Raw genomic sequence first — 17439 nt, forward strand, 5'->3', positions numbered from 1 at the left:
TAATAACGAACATGCCTCTACTGAACCGGTTAGGGTTTCGAAACTTAACCGGTTAGGTCACTATGGGGCCGATCCGCCTTCGCAGGTCTGTGAAGGCTCGACAGGACGAGGGAGTCCGACGTGAGACTGCGTTCGTTTGTAGCCGCGGCAGCGGCGACCGCCCTGGGAATCAGCCTGGCCGCCTGCGGAGGCAGCGGCGACTCGGGCGACTCCTCCGGCGACAGTTCGGGTGGCGACCAGACGCTGACCTACTGGGCCAGCAACCAGGGCACCAGCCTGGACAACGACAAGGAGGTGCTGACCCCGGTCCTGCAGAAGTTCACCGCGGACACCGGCATCAAGGTCAACCTCGAGGTGATCGGCTGGAACGATCTGCAGACGCGGATCCAGACCGCGACCACCTCCGGTCAGGGTCCGGACGTGGTCAACATCGGCAACACCTGGGCGGCCTCGCTGCAGGCCACCAACGCGTTCCTGCCGTTCGACGGTGACGCGATGACCGCCATCGGCGGCAAGGACAAGTTCGTGCCGACGGCTCTGGCGACCGGCGGCAAGGAGGGCACCGACCCGACCTCGGTCCCGCTCTACGGTCTGGCCTACGGCCTGTAGTACAACAAGGCGATGTTCGCCGCGGCCGGTCTGCAGCCGCCGAAGACCTGGGAAGAGATGGTCACCGACGCGCAGAAGCTGACCATCCCCGCGAAGAAGCAGTGGGGCATGGCGCTGGCGGCCGGTAGCTACACCGAGAACGTGCACTTCGCGTTCATCAACGCCGCGCAGAACAAGGCCGACTGGTTCGACCAGGACGGCAAGCCGACCTTCACCGGTGACGGCAACGTGCAGGGCGTACTGCGGTACCTCGACCTGATGCAGAAGGACAAGGTCGCGAACCCGTCGAACGCGCAGTACGACAACGGCACCAAGTCGGTGAACGACTTCGCCACCAAGAAGGTCGCGATGGTGATCAACCAGAACAACGCCGACTCCTCGATCGTTGCCAACGGCATGAAGGCCGGCGAGTACGGCGTCGTGCCGTTCCCGGCCCCGTCCGGTGGCGAGCAGGTGGCCAGCCACGTGGCCGGTATCAACCTGTCGATCTTCAAGAACACCAAGCACAAGGACGCGGCGCTGAAGTTCGTCAAGTACATGACGGACGCGACCACCCAGACCACGCTGGGCAAGCCGTTCTCCTCGCTGCCGGTACTGAAGGACGCAAAGCCGGTCTTCACCACCGACGCGGCCGAGGCAGCGACCTTCGCCGACGTCTACAACACCAAGTCCAAGCCGCTGCCGCTGGTGCCGGCCGAGGACCAGTTCGAGAGCACCGTCGGCAAGGCGATGAACACGATGTTCGCCAAGATCGCCACCGGCGGAACAGTCACGGCCGATGATGTGAAGGCGGCCCTCAAGACCGCCGAGGATCAAGTGGCCGCAGGTAGCTGACCCAGGATCGGTGGCCCGGACGACCCGTCCGGGCCACTGACCACGTCCGCCCACCGATCCCGACAGACAGGAGGCGACACCGAGGATGTCCGTCGCCACACAGGAAGCGACGCCGGCCGCCGCGAAGCCTGCGAAGAAGACCAAGCGCGGCCCGGAGCACCGTCCCGGTCTGAACCGGTGGCTCCCCTATCTGCTGCTGGCACCGGCCGTGCTGGCCGAACTGCTCATCCACATCATCCCGATGCTGGTCGGGATCTGGATGAGCTTCGTCAAGCTGACCAAGTTCTTCATCGCGAACTGGTCCGCCGCACCGTGGGCCGGGTTCAACAACTACAAGGTCGCGCTCGACTTCGACAACGCGGTCGGCGAGGGGCTGTTGAAGTCCTTCGGCGTCACCGTCGCGTTCTCGCTCATCACGCTCGCGCTGTCCTGGGGGCTCGGCATGGCCGCGGCGGTCGCACTGCAGCCGCCGTTCCGCGGCCGGAGCTTCGTCCGGACCCTGTTCCTGGTGCCTTACGCGCTTCCGGCGTACGCCGGGATCCTGACCTGGAACTTCATGTTGCAGCGGGACACCGGTGTGGTGAACCACGTGATCGTGGACAACCTGCACCTGACCTCGGACCGGCCGTTCTGGCTGATCGGCGGGAACGCACTGATCTCACTGATCACGGTCGCGACCTGGAAGCTGTGGACGTTCGCGTTCCTCACCCTGATGGCCGGGTTGCAGAGCATCCCGCGGGACGTCTACGAGGCCGCGGCGGTCGACGGCGCCGGCAACCTGCGGCAGTGGCGCAACATCACGCTGCCGTCGCTGCGTCCGGTCAACCTGGTGCTCGTGCTGGTCCTGTTCCTGTGGACGTTCAGCGACTTCAACACGCCGTACGTGCTGTTCGGTACGGCGCAACCGCCGGCGGGTGACCTGATCACCTTCCACATCTACAACGCGTCGTTCCTGACCTGGAACTTCGGGAGTGGTGCGGCGATGTCCGTGCTGCTGCTGATCTTCCTGATGATTGTCACCGGCACCTACCTGCTCGTCACCGGAAGGAGGTCACGTCGTGCGTGAGACCAGAGGATTCAAGCTCTACCGCGGTGTCGTGCTGGTCGTACTCGGCCTGTTCGTGCTGATTCCGCTGTACGTGATGGCGACCTCGTCGCTCAAGCCGTTGAAGGACGTGCAGGGCGCGTTCACCTGGTGGCCGTCGAACCTGACGCTGGCGCCGTTCGTGGACATGTGGAAGACGGTGCCGCTGGCCCGGTACTTCGTGAACAGCACGATCGTGTCCGTGGTCGCGACACTGTTCTCGGTGGCGCTGGCGATCCTGGCCGCGTTCGCGGTGTCGCGGTTCCGGTTCCGTGGGCGGACGGTGTTCACCACGACGGTGCTGTCGACGCAGATGTTCCCGGGTGTGCTGTTCCTGCTGCCGTTGTTCCTGATCTTCGTGAACATCAACAACACGTTCGGCCTGCAGCTGGTCGGATCGCGGCTCGGGTTGATCATCACGTACCTGACCTTCAGCCTGCCGTTCTCGATCTGGATGCTGGCCGGGTACTTCGACAGCATTCCGCGCGAGCTCGACGAGGCGGCGCTGGTGGACGGCTGCGGTCCGATGGGTGCGCTCTGGCGGGTTGTCCTGCCGGCCGCGCGGCCCGGTGTGATCGCGGTCGCGATCTACTCGTTCATGACCGCCTGGGGTGAGGTCCTGTTCGCGTCGGTGATGACCACCGAGGCCAACCGCACACTGGCGGTCGGACTGCGCCAGTACTCCACCCAGACCAACATCTACTGGAACCAGATCATGGCCGCGGCCCTGGTCGTCAGCGTCCCCGTGGTCATCGGCTTCCTCCTGGCCCAACGCCACTTCGTAGCCGGCGTAACCGCCGGAGCTGTGAAGTAAGCGGACCTGCAGCACTCATCAACCTCGCTCGGTAGGCATTCTCGAGCGCGGGCGCCGCTCAGCAGGCGGAGTTGGTGAGTGCTGGCGGTCCGCAGCCGTCAGGTGAAGAGTTTTTCGCCCCAGTAGGTGCCGGGGGTTACGCCGGTGGGGCAGGCGAAGATGCCGGAGCCGACGTGGTGGATGTATTCGTTCATGGTGTCGTTCTTCGCCAGTTGGTTCTGGATCGGGATGAACTGTTTGCGCGGGTCCCGTTGGTAGGCGAGGAAGAACAGGCCGGCGTCCAGGCGGCCGAGGCCGTCCGAGCCGTCGACGAAGTTGTAGCCGCGACGCAGCAGTTCGGCGCCCTTGTTGAACTGTGGGTGCGCGAGCCGGACGTGTGAATCCATCGGGACCTTCGGCTCGCCGTCGGCGTTCTTCGCGGTGAAGTCGATCGCGTCGAACTCGTCGGCCTTGCCCAGCGGAGCGCCGGTGCCCTTGCCCCGGCCGATGATCGTTTCCTGTTCGCCGAGCGACGTACGGTCCCAGATCTCGATGTTCATCCGGATCCGGCGCGACACCAGGTACGAGCCGCCGACCATCCAGTCCGGGCCGTCCTCCGGCTGCACCCAGACCTGCTGCTCGACCTTGTCCGCGTCCTCCAGCTTGAGGTTGTTCGTCCCGTCCTTGAAGCCGAACAGGTTCCGCGGTGTGGTCTGCGCACGCGACGTCGACGACGTCCGCCCGAACCCCAGCTGCGAGTAGCGGATCGCGACCCGGCCGAACCCGATCCGGGCCAGGTTGCGGATCGCGTGCACCGCAATCTGCGGATCATCCGAGCACGCCTGTACGGCGATGTCGCCACCCGACCGCGCCGGCTCCAGGTCGTCCCCGATGAAGTGCGGCAGATCCACCAGTGCCTTGGGCCGCTTCGCCGCGAGCCCGAATCGCTTGTCGAACAACGACGGCCCGAACCCGATCGTCAGCGTCAGCCGCGCCGGCGGCAGACCGACCGCTTCGCCGGTGTCCTCCGGCGGAGCCTCGTCGGGTCCGTTCACAGCGCCGTACTGACCGATGTCGCGGCCGGCCGTGAGCAGCGCGGCCGCGGCGGTCCACTCCTTCAGCAACGCGATCAGATCGGCGCGGCTCGTCGTGGTGACGTCGAACGCGGCGAAGTGCAGGCGGTCCTGGACCGGCGTGATGATGCCGGCCTGGTGCGGACCGTGGAACTCGACCGGTCCGTTAGTGTCCGCCGCTTGCGACTCCTCACCCGACAGCACCGAGTGAGCGGCGTATCCGGCCACCCCGGTCGCCACCGCCGCGCCCGCGGCCCCGATCAGGCCGCGGCGCGAGATTCCCTTGCCCTGACTCATTTCTTCGCGATCACTCCGGCGACCTTGCTGACCGGCTCGGCCAGACCGTCGACGACGCGGCTGAGCTCCTTCTTCTCGGCCTCGCTGACCTGGTAGGGCTTGAAGCCGGCGTCGTCACGGTACTTGTCGACCGCGGCGAAGACCGCCTTGAAGTTGGTGTCGAGCTGGGTGACCAGCGCGGCGTCCCGGGCCTGCAGCGCCGGCCGAAGCGCCTGTACGGCGGCCTGCGAACCCTCGACGTTGGCCTGGAAGTCCCACAGATCGGTGTGCGAGTAGCGGTCCTCTTCACCGGTGATCTTGCCGGTCGCGACCTCGTCGAGCAGTTCCTTGGCACCGTTGGCCAGCTGCAGCGGGTTGAGCTTCACGACCTTGGCCTTCGCCACGACCGTCTTCACGTCGACGAGCAGCTGGTCGGCGTACTTCTCCATGCCCTTGGTGGTGTTCGAGACCCAGAGCGCCTGCTCGATCCGGTGGTACCCGGTCCACTCGGTGCCCGGCTCGACGTCGTTGACCCGGGCGTCGATCTTCGGGTCGAGGTCGCCGAACGACTCCGCGACCGGCTCGATCCGCTCCCAGTACGTGCGCGAGACCGGGAACAGCTCCTTGGCCTTCGCGACGTCGCCGGCCTTGACCGCGGTGACGAACTCGGTCGTCTTCTGCTCGAGCGCGACGGCCTGCGAGTTCACGTACCGCTGGTAGCTCTCGGTGGCCTGCTTGAGCAGGGTGTCCTCGTCGACCTGCGCGGCCGCGTCACCGGAGACGGTCAGGTCGCCGCGGATACCGTCGCCGACCATGCCCGGCTTGCAGACCGCCTGGTACTTGCCGGTCGGCAGCTCGACGATCAGGTCGCGCTTCAGGCCGGGGCCGATGTTCTCGACCTCACCCATGACCCGGTCGCCCTCGGCGTACACGTAGAACTCGGTGACCTTGCTCCCGCCGTTGGCGACGGAGAACGTGCTGGTCCCGGACTTGACGTCGCGGCGGCTCAGGTCGCAGCCCGAGTCGCTGGCCTTCACCGAGACCGGGCCGGTGCCGTCGTCGGAGGACGCGGCCGGCTTGTCGTCGGCGCAGGCGGTCAGTGTGGCGAGCCCCAGAACAACGCCGACAACGGTGGCCCGTCGGGCCGTGGACGTGAACATGTTTCTCCTGAGCGGTGAGATGGACATCAGGCCGCTTCTCCAGCGGTCTTCGCCGCGACGGCGGGTGGCGTGCTGGTCTTGACCGGGCGGAAGTAGAGCACCATGACGGGGACGAGGTACGCGACCCAGGCGATCGCCTCGATCACGGTCGGGGCCGGGTTGAAGTTGAAGATGCCCTTGAGGAGTACGCCGTACCAGCTGTCCGGCGGGATGACGTTCGAGATGTCGAAGGCAAGGTGTTGCAGACCGGGCAGGATGTTCGCCTCCTGCAGGTCGTGGAAGCCGTAGGCGAAGATGCCCGCCGCGACCAGGATCAGCACCGCGCCGGTCCACTTGAAGAACACGGCCAGGTTGATCTTGACCGCGCCCTTGTAGATCGCGAACCCGAGCACCACCGCGGTGGCCAGGCCGAGCAGTACGCCGACGAACGGTACGGCGGTGGTCGCGGTGGCGGCCGACGCGTACACGATGAACGCGGTCTCGATGCTTTCGCGGAACACCGCCAGGAACGCCAGGATGACGACGGCCCGGGACCCGATCTCGAGCGCCTGACTCATCCGGTCGCGCAGCTCCCTGGCGATGCTGCGGGACGCCTTGCGCATCCAGAAGATCATCCAGGTGACGAAGCCGACCGCGAGGATCGACATCACCCCGCCGACGGTCTCCTGGGTCGTGAACGACTTGGCGGTCAGGGCGGTGACGAACTGCAACAGGCCCCACGCCGCGGCCGCCACTGCCAAAGCCGCACCGACTCCGATCCAGACCAGTTTGAGCCGATCTCGGTGCCCTGACTTGACCAGGAAGGTGGCGAGGATACTGACGACCAGCGAGGCCTCCAGTCCTTCACGGAGTCCGATCAGGTAGTTCGCGAGCATGGCGGAACTCTCTCACGTCATTAGGTACGGCTAACCTTCCTGAGGTTAACCTAAGAAGTCCCATTCGCCCACTGTGGCGTACGCCGCACTGTGTCCCGGACCCTCACCGAGCCGGGATTCGATCAGTTGAACGCTCTCGGCGGTCCAGACCGGACCGGCGTACGTGTCGAAGACTCTGACCCACCGGGTCACGTCGAGTTGCCGGCGGAGCCGGGCGAGCGTGACGTGCGGGGTGAACTTCCGGCCGTCGACCTCGACGCCGGACCGGCTCGCGGCGGAACGCGTCGTCATCGCGAGGTGTTTGAGTGATTCGGTGTCGTCGCGGACCCCGGCGTACAGGACGCGGGCGTCGGGGACACCCGGGAACGCGCCGGCTCCGGTCAGTTGCAGCTCGAACGGCTTCTGCCGCTTGGCGGCCGTCTCCAGCCGCTCCCCCAGTTCATCGGTCTTCCAGTCCGGCACGTCGCCGAGGAACGCCAGCGTGATGTGCCAGTGCTCGTCCGCGGCCCACCGGATGTCCTCGTCCGGATACTCCCGCCGCGGCTCCGCGAACTCGCTCAGATCCTCCACAACTTCGATGGGTGGCACCACGGCCACGAACAATCGCATCCCCCGAGATTAGGGGGTCGGCGGTCCTGGCCGCGTGTTAATTTGGGCTCGATCGACAGGACGTGGCTAGGGTTCCGCCGCCTTCGGGCGGGCTGGTCCGAGCGCCACGACCCACCACGACGGTGGGCATCTGAAGGGGCAAAAGCCTGGTAGGGCGACGTCGGCGCAGTTCACTGTGCCCGTCAATCGCCCGAGGTGATCCCCGTGTTCGGCTCTTTCCGATCGGTCCTTCTACTCCCCCGCGTGCGGCCGCTGGTCGTCAGTTCCCTGCTCGCGCGCCTGCCCAAGGGCATGCTGCCGCTGACGCTTGTCGTGCTGGTCGGCCGGCAGACAGGTTCGTACGCCGTGGCCGGCGCGGTCGCCGCACTCTTCGCGGCCGGAGACGCCGCGACCGCGCCCTGGAAGGGGTGGCTCGTCGACCGGTACGGCGCTGCCCGCACGTTCGTCCCGGCCGTGGTGCTGCACTTGCTGGCCGTGGTCGGACTCCTGGGGCTCGCGGCAACCGGCCTGATCGCGTTGGCCGGCGCGGCAGTCGCGACTGCCGTTGCCGCGGCGATACTTGCCGGAGGCACCGTTGCTTTCGTGGTCGCGATCAGGGGTTCGCGCCCGGATCGGCGCACGCCGGGCCTCCACGGTGCGTTGCGGATTGCCGCCGTACGGATCCTGTGCGTCAGCACGTTGCTGCAGAGCATGACCTTTGGTGTCATGCCGGTCGCACTGGTGGCTGCGTCGACGCGGGCGGGGCTGCCCGCCGCGGCCGGGATCGTGCAGGCCGCGTTGACGTTCGGCGGGGTGGTGGGCACGTTCCGAACCGTTGAAGGTTCTTCCTACCTGGGCCTGATGGCGAGGTACTCGTTCTGTCTGCTGCCGTTGCCGCTGTTCGCGATGATCGAGTCACCGGCTGGGCTCGTGGGACTTGCCCTCACACTGCTGGCGACCGGTCTGCTGACCACTCCGCTCGCGGCCGCGGCATATCTGCCGATCCGGACGGAGACATCTGCCGGTTCCCGTACCGAGGCCTTCTCCTGGCTCTCGACCGGGCAAGCCATCGGGACCGCGCTCGGATCCGCGCTCGGCGGGGCGTTGATCGACCACGGCGGTCCGGTCGCGGCGTTCGTCGTACCTTCAGTCGCAGTCGGACTTGCTGCTGCGCTGCTGAGATTGTCTTCCGCTTCGCGGTGACTGCAGGTCAGACTGCACCTGTGGACGAACTGAAGCTGCCGTCGCCGTGCGTCGTCGTGCTGGTGGGGCCGGGCGCGTCGGGGAAGTCGACGTGGGCGGCGGAGCATTTCGGGGCGGAGTTGATCGTGTCGAGCGATCGGCTGCGGGCGCTGGTCGGGGCCGGGGAGGACGACCTCGCGGCCAGTGCGGACGCGTTCGCATTGCTGGAAGAGGTGGTGCGGCAACGGATCGGGCGGCGGCTGACGACGGTGATCGACACGCTCGGGTTGGATCGCGACCGCCGATTGCGATGGCTCGGGCTGGCGCGAGAGGCCGGAATGCCTTGTGTTGCGGTCGGTTTCGACACTCCGGCGGCCGAATGCCGTCGGCGGAATCGGTCCCGGGCCAAGCGGATCCCGGCCGACGTACTGACGACGCAGCTGCGGACGTGGAACGCGGTGAAGAAGGAGCTACCGACCGAGGGGTACGACGACGTACTGCAGCCGACCGCGTTGCGCGTCGTACCGGAGGCGTTCGTGGAGACGGGAGCGGCCGCGGCACGACAGGTCGAGACTCCGACCGGGCTGCGATTCGGGCTGCAGTTGAGCAGCTACATGCACAAGGCTGGACGGACCGGAACGGCTGCATGGATTCGCGAGGTTGCTTCGAAGGCTGAGGCCGCGGGGTTCGATTCGATCTACGTGATGGATCACTTCCGGCAGATTCCGCAGGTGGGCCGGGCCTGGGACGACTTCCTGGAGAGCTGGACGACGCTGGGGTACCTGGCCGCCTGTACGACGCGAGTCCGGCTGGGGACCCTGGTCTCCGGGATCACCTACCGGAACGTTGCTCATCTGGGCAAGATCGCCGCGACGATCGACGTACTCAGTGGCGGGCGCGCGGTCTGCGGTGTCGGGCTGGCGTGGTTCGAGGCGGAGCATCTCGCGTACGGATGGGACTTCCCGTCGGTCGGGGAACGCTATGCGCTGCTCGAGGACGGGCTGCAGCTCCTGCCGGTTTTATGGGGACCAGGCAACAAACCGTTCCATGGCAAGGTGCTCGAGGTGCCGGACACCACCTGTTATCCCAGGCCGTTGCAGGAGCATCTGCCCCTGCTGGTCGGCGGGAGTGGCCGCCGTACGCTCCGGCTGGCCGCGCGGTACGCCGATGCCGTCAACGTCTTCGGGGACGTCGCCACCGTCCGCAAACGCGCCGATTACCTCCGCTCACTCACCGACCGCCCGGTCGAGGTCACGCACCTGTCCACCACGCTGGTCGGCAAGGACCATCACGAGGTCGACGGCCTCGTCGAGAAGCTGCGACCGCGCAACCAGAACCCCGCCCGGTACGCTGCCTCCGTCAACGCGGGCACGGTCGACGATCAGATCGGCCGGTTCCGCGAACTGTCCGAGGCAGGCGTCGCCGAGGTGATGATCAGCCTGCCCGACCTCGACACCCTCGACACGGTCGCCGACGTGATCTCAGCTTTTCGGGTCTAGTTTCAGCTTGAGCAACGCGTTCTCGATCAGCTCGGACATCGCGGGGTGGATCCAGTACTGGTTGCGGGCCATCGAGTGGGCGTCGAGGCCGAAGCTCATCGCCTGGATGACCGGCTGGATCACCGCGGACGCCTGCGGGCCGAGGATGTGGCAGCCGATGATCTGGCCGGACTTCGGGTCGGCCAGGATCTTCGCGAACCCGGTGGTGTCCTCCATCGCCCAGCCGTAGGCGATATCGGCGTACCGCTCGATCCCCACCACATAGGGGATGTCGCGTTCGCGGGCCTCGTCCTCGGTCAGGCCGACGGCGGCGATCTGCGGGGAGCTGAAGACGGCGTGCGGGACGAAGCGGTGGTCGGCCTTGATCCGGTCGTCCGGGTTGAGCAGGTTGTGCTTGACCACCCGGGCCTCGTGGTTCGCGACGTGCTTCAGCTGGTGTGGCGTGGTCACGTCGCCGAGCGCGTAGATGCCGTCGACGGCGGTCTGCTGGTACTCGTCCACGACCACCCGGCCGTCCTTGTCGACCTCGACCCCGGTCGCATCCAGGTCGAGCAGGTCGGAGTTCGGCGTACGCCCGACCGCGACCAGGAGCTCGTCGACGATGACCTCGTCGCGGCCGTCCGGGTCCAGCATCCGGACCCGGATCGAGCCGTCGTGCTGGCGGTCGACGCCGATCGTCTCGTGCTCCAGGCGGACGTCGTACTTGCCGCGGGCAACCTCGGTGAACTGCTCGGAGATCTCGGTGTCCTCGTGCCGCAGCAGCCGGTCGGAGCGGGCGATCACCGTGACCTCGACGCCGTACGACGAGAAGATGTGCGCGAACTCGGCTGCGACGAAGCCGCTGCCGATGATGGCGAGCCGGCGGGGCAGCTCGGGGATGCGCATGATCGTGTTCGAGGTGTGGTAGCCGACCTCCTCGAGGCCGGGGATCTGCGGGATCACCGGTCGGCTGCCGGCCGCGATCACGAACCGGTCGGCGCTGAACACGCTCGTCGACCCGTCCTTGCCGTCGACGGTCAGTTCCTTGTCGCCGGTGAACCGGCCGGTGCCGTCGTACACGTGCACGTTGGCGTTGTCGGGGTGGTGGTGCCGGTACTCCGAACCGCCCGCCGCGATCGGGTCGATCCGGTCGAAGATCCGGTCCCGGACCTCCGGCCAGCGGACCCCGAGCAGTTGCTCGTCGACGCCGTACCGGGAGCTCACCGACGGGGTGGCGGCCAGGTCGGCGGTGTGCACGAACATCTTGGTCGGGATGCAGCCGACGTTCAGGCAGGTACCGCCGAACGTGCCACGCTCGACGATCGCCACCTTCCAGTCCGCGAACCGGTGGTTGACGATCGTGTTACCCGAACCAGTCCCGATGATGACGAGATCGAAATGAGTCACACCCCATTGTGGCGCCGACCCACAACCTCGCCTGCGGCGAGGGGCAAAAGGGAAAGACTGGAAGGGAAGAGATTGTGGCGCCGAGGGTGCGGGCTGACCTCGGGCGAGGGGTAGGGAAAGAACGGATCGGGGCCGAGGATTGTGTCGTTGACCCATAACCTCGCCTGGGGTGAGGGGGGATTGGTGGGCTGACCCTGGTTGGCTGGAGGATGTGGGGGTGGTGAGTGGGGATGAGTTGCGCGGGCGGAATGCGGTGTTGGTTTGGGACGGGCTGGGGACGGTGCAGCTTCGGTATGAAGGTGCGTGGATCAAGCAGAAGAGCACGCTGACACATCTCGTGCTGAAGAAGCTCGGGCAACGAACCGTCCCGGTCGAGGCGCTCGCGGGTGTCGAGCTGGTGATGCCCGGCGGGACCGAGGACGCGACCATCCGGCTCGTCCTCCGCGACGGCGCCGACCCGCTGATGACCGTCGCCGGTGGGCAACTCAACGAACTGATCGACCCGTACCGCTTCGACTTCTCCAACGACCAGTGGCTGCTCGCGGACTACTACGCCCAGGAGATCCGTACGTCGATCGCCCTCCATCAGGTCGCGTCCGAACCCGCCGACCACTGGCTGATCGAACCACCACCCGCCCCCGCGACCCTCAAGGGCCAGAGCATGAAACTCACCCTCGACGGCACCGACCTGGTCTTCGACTACGGTTTCGCGGCACCGAAGGACAAGAAGGTGTACGGCGACCCGTGGCGACTCCCCGTCGCCGACGTCACGGCGATCGAGTGGAAACCGATCACGAGTAAGTGGGGCAACGACGGGTACTTGCGGATCACCAGCTCCCGCACGCCGGCCGAACGGCCGGAGCCGGCCAAGGACCCGGAGACGCTTGTGACCCAGCCGCTGAGTGAGACCGACGCGCTGTTCTTCGGCGCCCGAGTGCTGTCGATGGCCGGCCGTTGACCATGCAGTTGGAGAGCAGCAACGGCACGATCGGCTGGGACGGCGTCGGCGCGCTCCGGCTCCGGTACGACGCACCCGTCGAAGGGCTCGGCCGACTCGCGAGCTCGTTGCGGACCCGACTCGGTGAACGCGTCGTACCCGTCGAGGCCTTGAAAGCAGTCGAGCTGAGCCCAGGCCCGGACGCGCCGCTGCTCCAGCTGGTGCTGCGGGATCAGGCCGACCCGCTGCTGGCCGTCTCCGGCGGGTACTTCGACGAGCTCGTCACTCCGTACACCTTCCCGGTCACCGATCGGGACCTCGCCGAACGCCTCGCCATCGACCTGCGCTCGAAGCTCGCTCGCCGCGACGTACCGACGACCGCCGCGCGCTGGCTGGTCGCACCACCGGTCGCGCCGGACCGGCTCGAGGGCCGGGACGCGATCCTGTCGGTGGAGAGCGGGCAGCTCGTCTTCGCGTACAAGCGGACGGCCGGACGGAAGAAGCGGGCGAACGGCGATCCTTGGCCGGTACCGCTGGCCGACATCATCGACGTCGAGTGGATGCCGAACCAGCGCCGGCTCGGCATCGGCGGCTACCTGCGGATCAGCACGGCCCGAACGCCACCCGAGCCGCCGAAGCCGCGCCATGACCCGGCCACGATGCTGACCGAACGCCGTACGGACGTCGACGCCCTGTTCTTCGCAGCCCGGCTACTAACCCGCATCCGGCCTTAGGCGACCCGGGGACCGACGTCCTTGGGGGCCGCGTCGATCACGGCCTTCTCGCCGAGGAGCTCGGTTTGCGGGAGCACCTCGAGCCGCGGTCGCGGAAGCAGTCGCGGACGGATCGACAGACCGCGCCGACGGGAGAAGTACAGCACCGATCCGACCGTGCCGAGCACGGTCATCCCACCGCCGACGATCAGCGAGTAGCGAGCGCCGAACTCCTGCCCGACCCACCCGATGAACGGCGACCCGATCGGCGTACCACCCATCAGAACGGTCATGTACAGCGCCATCACGCGACCGCGCATGGTCGGCTCGATGCTCAGCTGCATGGTCGCGTTGGCCGACGTCAGCATGGTCAGCGAGGCCAGCCCGACGAACGGCAACACCAAGGCAAAGGTCAGGTACGACGGCATCACGGCGCTCACGATCTCCAGCGCACCGAACGCCACCGCCGCGCCGATCACCAGGCGAGCCCGGATCCGGACCCGGCGAGCCGCGAGCAGCGCACCCGACAACGATCCGATCGCCAGCACCGAGCCGAGGATCCCGTACTCCCCCGCGCCCTTGTGGAACACGCTCGTCGCCATCAGCGCCGAGGTGAGCTGGAAGTTCAGCCCGAAGGTGCCCGCGAAGAACACCGCGACCAGCACCATCATCAGGTCCGGCCGGCGCCACAGGTAGCGCATGCCGTCGCGGATCATGCCCTTGTCCCGGCCGGCGGGCTTGGGCGTGTGCAGCTCGGAGACCCGCATCAGCCGCAGCGACATGATCACGGCCGCGTAGGTGAACCCGTTGATCAGGATCACCGGGCCGGTGCCGATCCAGTTGATCAGCAGACCGGCGAGCGCCGGGCCGAGCAGCCGGGCGGCGTTGAAGGACGCCGAGTTCAGCCCGACCGCGTTGGACAGCTCGTCGCGGCCGACCATCTCGACCACGAAGGACTGCCGGGTCGGCGCGTCGAAGGCGGTACCCACTCCGAAGAGAAGGGCCAGCAGGTACACATGCCAGGTCTCGACGACGCCGCCGATCGTCAGACCACCCAGAGTCAGGGCGACGGTGGCCATCGCGATCTGGGTGATGGTCAGCACGGTCCGCTTCGGGAAGCGGTCGGCGACGAGTCCGGCGTACGGGCCGAGTAACAGGGCAGGCAGGAACTGCAGTCCGGTGACGATGCCCAGCGCCGTACCGGAATGGGTCAGCTCCAGGACCAGCCAGTCCTGGGCGACGCGCTGCATCCAGGTGCCGACGTTCGAGACGATCGCACCGGAGGCGTAGAGACGGAAATTACGGACCTTGAACGCGCGGAAGGTGGGGCTCATGTGGCCGCCAGGCGTTCGAGGACAGGGGCTGCCTTGCGCAGGATGTCGCGCTCCTCGGGAGTCAGTTGCTTGAGTTTCTTCTGCAGCCACTCGTCGCGGCGCCGGCGGTTGGCCAGGATCAGCTCGTCCGCGTGCGCGGTGAGCTCGACCATGATCTGGCGCTTGTCGGTCGGGTGCGGGCTGCGGGCCACCAGGCCCGCATCCTCCATCGCCGTCACGATCCTCGTCATCGACGGCGGCTTCACCTGTTCGTGGGACGCCAGCTCGCCGATCGTCATCGCCTCGTGCTTGCTCAACGCGCCGAGCACGCTGAGCTGGTTCGCGGTGAGGTCGTGACCGGGTTCACGCTGCCGCCGGATCTGCCGGGACAGCCTGAGGGTCGACGACCGCAGGGCACTCGCCAGCCCGACGTCACTCTTCACCTGCTGCGCTACGACTTCGGGCATACCTTTACCTTAACTCATTACCTTTGCTAAGGAAAACGCACGCTTGAGCCGTGATATTCCCGGTTGACGCTAGAGTTCGCGGGCATGGGGACGAGTGATGAGCTCGCGCGGTACGAGCAGCGGTTCCGGCGGGCGGGGTTGCCGCTGTTCATCGAGGACTTCTCGCCGACGCATGACATCTTCACGCGGGCTACCCCGCTGCTGGTGGTGGTGTTCCTGGCGGAGGTGCTCGGGGCGACCTCGCTGAACTGGCCGACCTGGGTGAACGTGCTGGCGGCGCTCGGTGCGCTGGTGGTGCTGATCGCGGGGTCCGGCCTGCTGAACGGGTTCCGCGGCCGGCCGTTCTGGTCGCTGCCGACCCGGTTCGGGATCCCTGAACTGGCCGTCTTCGTGCTGCTGCCGGCACTGTTCCCGCTGGTCACGCAGGGCCAGCTCCGGCAGTTCTTCGGGATTGCCTTCGGCAACTTGGTACTGGTCGGCATCGTGTACGTCGTCGTCGGCTACGGCCTGATCGGTACGACGTTCTGGGGCCTGCGGACGCTGGCCACCGAGCTGGCCAACTCGGTCGCCAGCCTGGTCCGGGCGCTGCCGTTGCTGCTGGTGTTCTCGCTGGTGCTGTTCGTGAACACCGAGATGTGGCAGGTGTTCGCCGGGATGCCGGTCGTCTTCATCGTGTTCGCCGTACTCGCGTTCACCGTGCTCAGCACGCTGTTCCTGCTGATCCGGCTGCCGCGGGAGGTGGACACGATCGAGCGGGACGCCAGCACCGGGCCGCCGCTACGCCGGATCCAGCGGTTCAACGTCAGCGTCAGCCTGGTGATCCGGCAGTGGATGCAGGTGTTCGTGGTCAGCTCCGGCGTCGGCCTGTTCTTCGTTGCCTTCGGCATGCTCGCGATCAGCGACCACATCTACGAGCAGTGGGGCATCGACCGAGGTGGCTGGTCGTACCACCTCGATCTGATGCATCACCCACTGCTGATCAGCGCCTCGCTGGTGAAAGTTGCCGTCGGCATCGCCAACTTCACCGGGCTGTACTACTCGATCGCGTTGCTGACGGATTCGACGTACCGCGAGGAGTTCCTCGACAACATCAGCACCGAGCTCCGCACCCTCTTCACGGCCCGCGCCGAGTATCTGGAACTCCGCGCGCTCAGGTGAGCCAGTCGCGGAGCGGGTGGATGGCGAAGTAGATGACGAAGAGGGCGGAGACGGTCCAGAGCAGCGGGTGGACCTGACGGGCCTTCCCGCGGACCGCCTTCAGGAAGACGTACGAGACGAAGCCGGCGCCGATACCGGCCGAGATCGAGTACGTGAACGGCATCAGCACGATGGTCAGGAAGGCCGGGATCGCGACCTCCAGATCGTTGAAGTCGATGCCCTTGACCTGCGTCATCATCAGGAACCCGACCAGGACCAGCGCCGGTGTGGCCGCCTCGTACGGCACCAGCGTGACCAGCGGCGCGACCACCATCGAGATCAGGAAGCAGATCCCGGTCACCACACTCGCCAGCCCGGTCCGGGCCCCCTCGCCGACACCTGACGCGGACTCGATGTACGACGTGTTGCTCGAGACCGAGGCGGCACCACCAGCGGCGGCCGCGACCGAGTCGACGATCAGGATCCGCTGCGAGTTCGGCGGGATCCCTTTCTTGTCCAGCAGCCCGGCCTCGGCGCCGATCGCGGTCATCGTGCCCATCGTGTCGAAGAAGTCGGCCAGCATCAGCGTGAAGATGATCAGCAGCGCCGAGATCACACCGATGCGCTCGAACGACCCGAACAGGTTGAACTCGCCGAGCAGATCCAGGTTCGGGGTCGAGAACCACTTGTCCGGCAGCTCCGGGATCGTCAGACCCCAACCGCCGGGCGAGTCCTTGCGAAGGCCGAGGCTGAAGATCGCCTGCAGGATGAGCGCCAGTACCGTCGCGGCGACGATGCCGATCAGGATCGCGCCCTTCACCTTGCGCACGTACAGCGTGGCGATCAGCAGCAGGCCGAACACGAACACCAGGACCGGCCAGCCGCGCAGCTCACCGGCCGCGCCCAGCTCCACCGGCGGGGCGGTCGGATCGGCAGGACGGCGTACGACGCCTGCGTCCACCAACCCGATGAACGCGATGAACAGGCCGATACCGACGCTGATCGCCACCTTCAACTGCAGTGGAACCGCCTCGAACACGGCCTTGCGGAACCCGGTGAGCACCAGGACCAGGATGACCAATCCTTCGAGCACGACCAGGCCCATCGCGTCGGCCCAGGTCATGTTGCCGCCCGGTGTCTTCATCGCGGCGATCGAGAAGGCGACGTACGCGTTCAGTCCTAGTCCGGTGGCGAGGGCGAGTGGGAAGTTCGCCACGACGCCCATCAGAATCGTGACCACGCCGGCGACCAGTGCGGTGGTGACGGCGACCTTGGCGATCGACACCGCCGGATCTGTCCCGCCGCCGATCAGTTGGCCTTCACCGTCCGGGACGGTGCCGATGATCAGCGGGTTCAGCACGACGATGTAGGCCATCGTGAAGAACGTCACCAACCCACCGCGGACCTCCCGGCCGACGGTGGACCCGCGGAAACTGATCTTGAAAAACGAGTCGAGGAAGCCGGAACGGGAGCGGGCGATGGCAGCCTTTGACGAGCTCATGAGCGGATGATG

At 66.9% G+C, this 17439-nt stretch carries 15 protein-coding genes and 1 pseudogene; 8 read left to right on the forward strand and 8 right to left on the reverse strand.

Annotated elements, in window-relative coordinates; genetic code table 11:
• Nucleotides 1-294: 294 nt before the first annotated feature.
• The 3 genes and pseudogenes from AB0L70_RS25655 to AB0L70_RS25665 all read left to right on the forward strand — a co-directional run bounded on the left by AB0L70_RS25655 (nucleotide 295) and on the right by AB0L70_RS25665 (nucleotide 3341).
• Nucleotides 295-1443, forward strand: a pseudogene (locus AB0L70_RS25655) (sugar ABC transporter substrate-binding protein).
• A gap of 85 nt (nucleotides 1444-1528) precedes the next feature.
• Nucleotides 1529-2509: a sugar ABC transporter permease gene (locus tag AB0L70_RS25660; RefSeq protein WP_363688305.1), complete on the forward strand. Its 981-nt coding sequence runs from the start codon at nucleotides 1529-1531 to the stop codon at nucleotides 2507-2509.
• Nucleotides 2502-3341 (forward strand): carbohydrate ABC transporter permease, encoded by an 840-nt coding sequence (locus AB0L70_RS25665; protein WP_363688307.1) that lies wholly within the window; start codon nucleotides 2502-2504, stop codon nucleotides 3339-3341. The genes AB0L70_RS25660 and AB0L70_RS25665 overlap by 8 nt, the downstream gene beginning before the upstream one ends.
• Before the next feature lie 98 nt (nucleotides 3342-3439).
• Here the strand turns inward: AB0L70_RS25665 and efeB are convergent, their stop codons facing one another.
• Genes efeB through thpR form a run of 4 tightly spaced genes read right to left on the reverse strand, consistent with a single transcriptional unit; the run spans nucleotide 3440 to nucleotide 7313 of the window.
• Nucleotides 3440-4690, reverse strand: coding sequence for an iron uptake transporter deferrochelatase/peroxidase subunit (efeB, locus tag AB0L70_RS25670; protein ID WP_363688309.1), 1251 nt, complete (start codon nucleotides 4688-4690; stop codon nucleotides 3440-3442).
• Nucleotides 4687-5829 (reverse strand): iron uptake system protein EfeO, encoded by a 1143-nt coding sequence (efeO, locus tag AB0L70_RS25675; protein WP_363688311.1) that lies wholly within the window; start codon nucleotides 5827-5829, stop codon nucleotides 4687-4689. Before efeO ends, efeB begins: the two co-directional genes overlap by 4 nt.
• A 26-nt stretch (nucleotides 5830-5855) precedes the next feature.
• Nucleotides 5856-6704, reverse strand: coding sequence for an iron uptake transporter permease EfeU (gene efeU, locus AB0L70_RS25680; protein ID WP_363688313.1), 849 nt, complete (start codon nucleotides 6702-6704; stop codon nucleotides 5856-5858).
• 45 nt (nucleotides 6705-6749) lie between these two features.
• Entirely contained in the window at nucleotides 6750-7313 is a 564-nt protein-coding gene (thpR, locus tag AB0L70_RS25685; protein ID WP_363688315.1) for an RNA 2',3'-cyclic phosphodiesterase, read from the reverse strand.
• A gap of 243 nt (nucleotides 7314-7556) precedes the next feature.
• Between thpR and AB0L70_RS25690 the strand changes: the two genes are divergently transcribed.
• Together AB0L70_RS25690 and AB0L70_RS25695 are read left to right on the forward strand one after the other, a co-directional pair.
• Complete coding sequence (locus AB0L70_RS25690; protein ID WP_363688317.1) at nucleotides 7557-8495, forward strand: hypothetical protein; 939 nt, start codon at nucleotides 7557-7559, stop codon at nucleotides 8493-8495.
• 20 nt (nucleotides 8496-8515) lie between these two features.
• A complete protein-coding gene (locus AB0L70_RS25695; protein ID WP_363688319.1) occupies nucleotides 8516-9973 on the forward strand; it encodes an LLM class flavin-dependent oxidoreductase in 1458 nt (485 codons plus the stop codon).
• Here AB0L70_RS25695 and AB0L70_RS25700 read toward each other — a convergent pair.
• Entirely contained in the window at nucleotides 9956-11359 is a 1404-nt protein-coding gene (locus AB0L70_RS25700; protein WP_363688321.1) for a mycothione reductase, read from the reverse strand. The genes AB0L70_RS25695 and AB0L70_RS25700 overlap by 18 nt on opposite strands.
• A 280-nt stretch (nucleotides 11360-11639) precedes the next feature.
• On the opposite strand from AB0L70_RS25700, the gene AB0L70_RS25705 reads away from it, so the two are divergent.
• Entirely contained in the window at nucleotides 11640-12317 is a 678-nt protein-coding gene (locus AB0L70_RS25705; RefSeq protein WP_363688323.1) for a DUF4429 domain-containing protein, read from the forward strand.
• 2 nt (nucleotides 12318-12319) lie between these two features.
• Complete coding sequence (locus AB0L70_RS25710; RefSeq protein WP_363688377.1) at nucleotides 12320-13030, forward strand: DUF4429 domain-containing protein; 711 nt, start codon at nucleotides 12320-12322, stop codon at nucleotides 13028-13030.
• Here the strand turns inward: AB0L70_RS25710 and AB0L70_RS25715 are convergent.
• Both AB0L70_RS25715 and AB0L70_RS25720 read right to left on the reverse strand, forming a co-directional pair.
• On the reverse strand, nucleotides 13027-14343 hold the full coding sequence (locus AB0L70_RS25715; protein ID WP_363688326.1) for an MFS transporter: 1317 nt from the start codon (nucleotides 14341-14343) through the stop codon (nucleotides 13027-13029). The two genes, AB0L70_RS25710 and AB0L70_RS25715, sit on opposite strands and share 4 nt — an antisense overlap.
• The gene (locus tag AB0L70_RS25720) at nucleotides 14340-14789 is read right to left on the reverse strand and encodes a MarR family transcriptional regulator (RefSeq protein ID WP_363688328.1); all 450 of its coding nucleotides are present in this window, start codon (nucleotides 14787-14789) and stop codon (nucleotides 14340-14342) included. The genes AB0L70_RS25715 and AB0L70_RS25720 overlap by 4 nt, the downstream gene beginning before the upstream one ends.
• Before the next feature lie 84 nt (nucleotides 14790-14873).
• Here AB0L70_RS25720 and AB0L70_RS25725 point away from each other — a divergent pair, with 84 nt between their 5' ends.
• Entirely contained in the window at nucleotides 14874-15947 is a 1074-nt protein-coding gene (locus AB0L70_RS25725; protein WP_363688330.1) for a hypothetical protein, read from the forward strand.
• Here AB0L70_RS25725 and AB0L70_RS25730 read toward each other — a convergent pair.
• Entirely contained in the window at nucleotides 15940-17427 is a 1488-nt protein-coding gene (locus AB0L70_RS25730) for an NCS2 family permease (protein WP_363688332.1), read from the reverse strand. The two genes, AB0L70_RS25725 and AB0L70_RS25730, sit on opposite strands and share 8 nt — an antisense overlap.
• Between the last annotated feature and the right edge of the window lie 12 nt (nucleotides 17428-17439).

The sequence above is a fragment of the Kribbella sp. NPDC051952 genome, from assembly GCF_040680855.1.
Taxonomy (GTDB): Bacteria; Actinomycetota; Actinomycetes; order Propionibacteriales; family Kribbellaceae; genus Kribbella.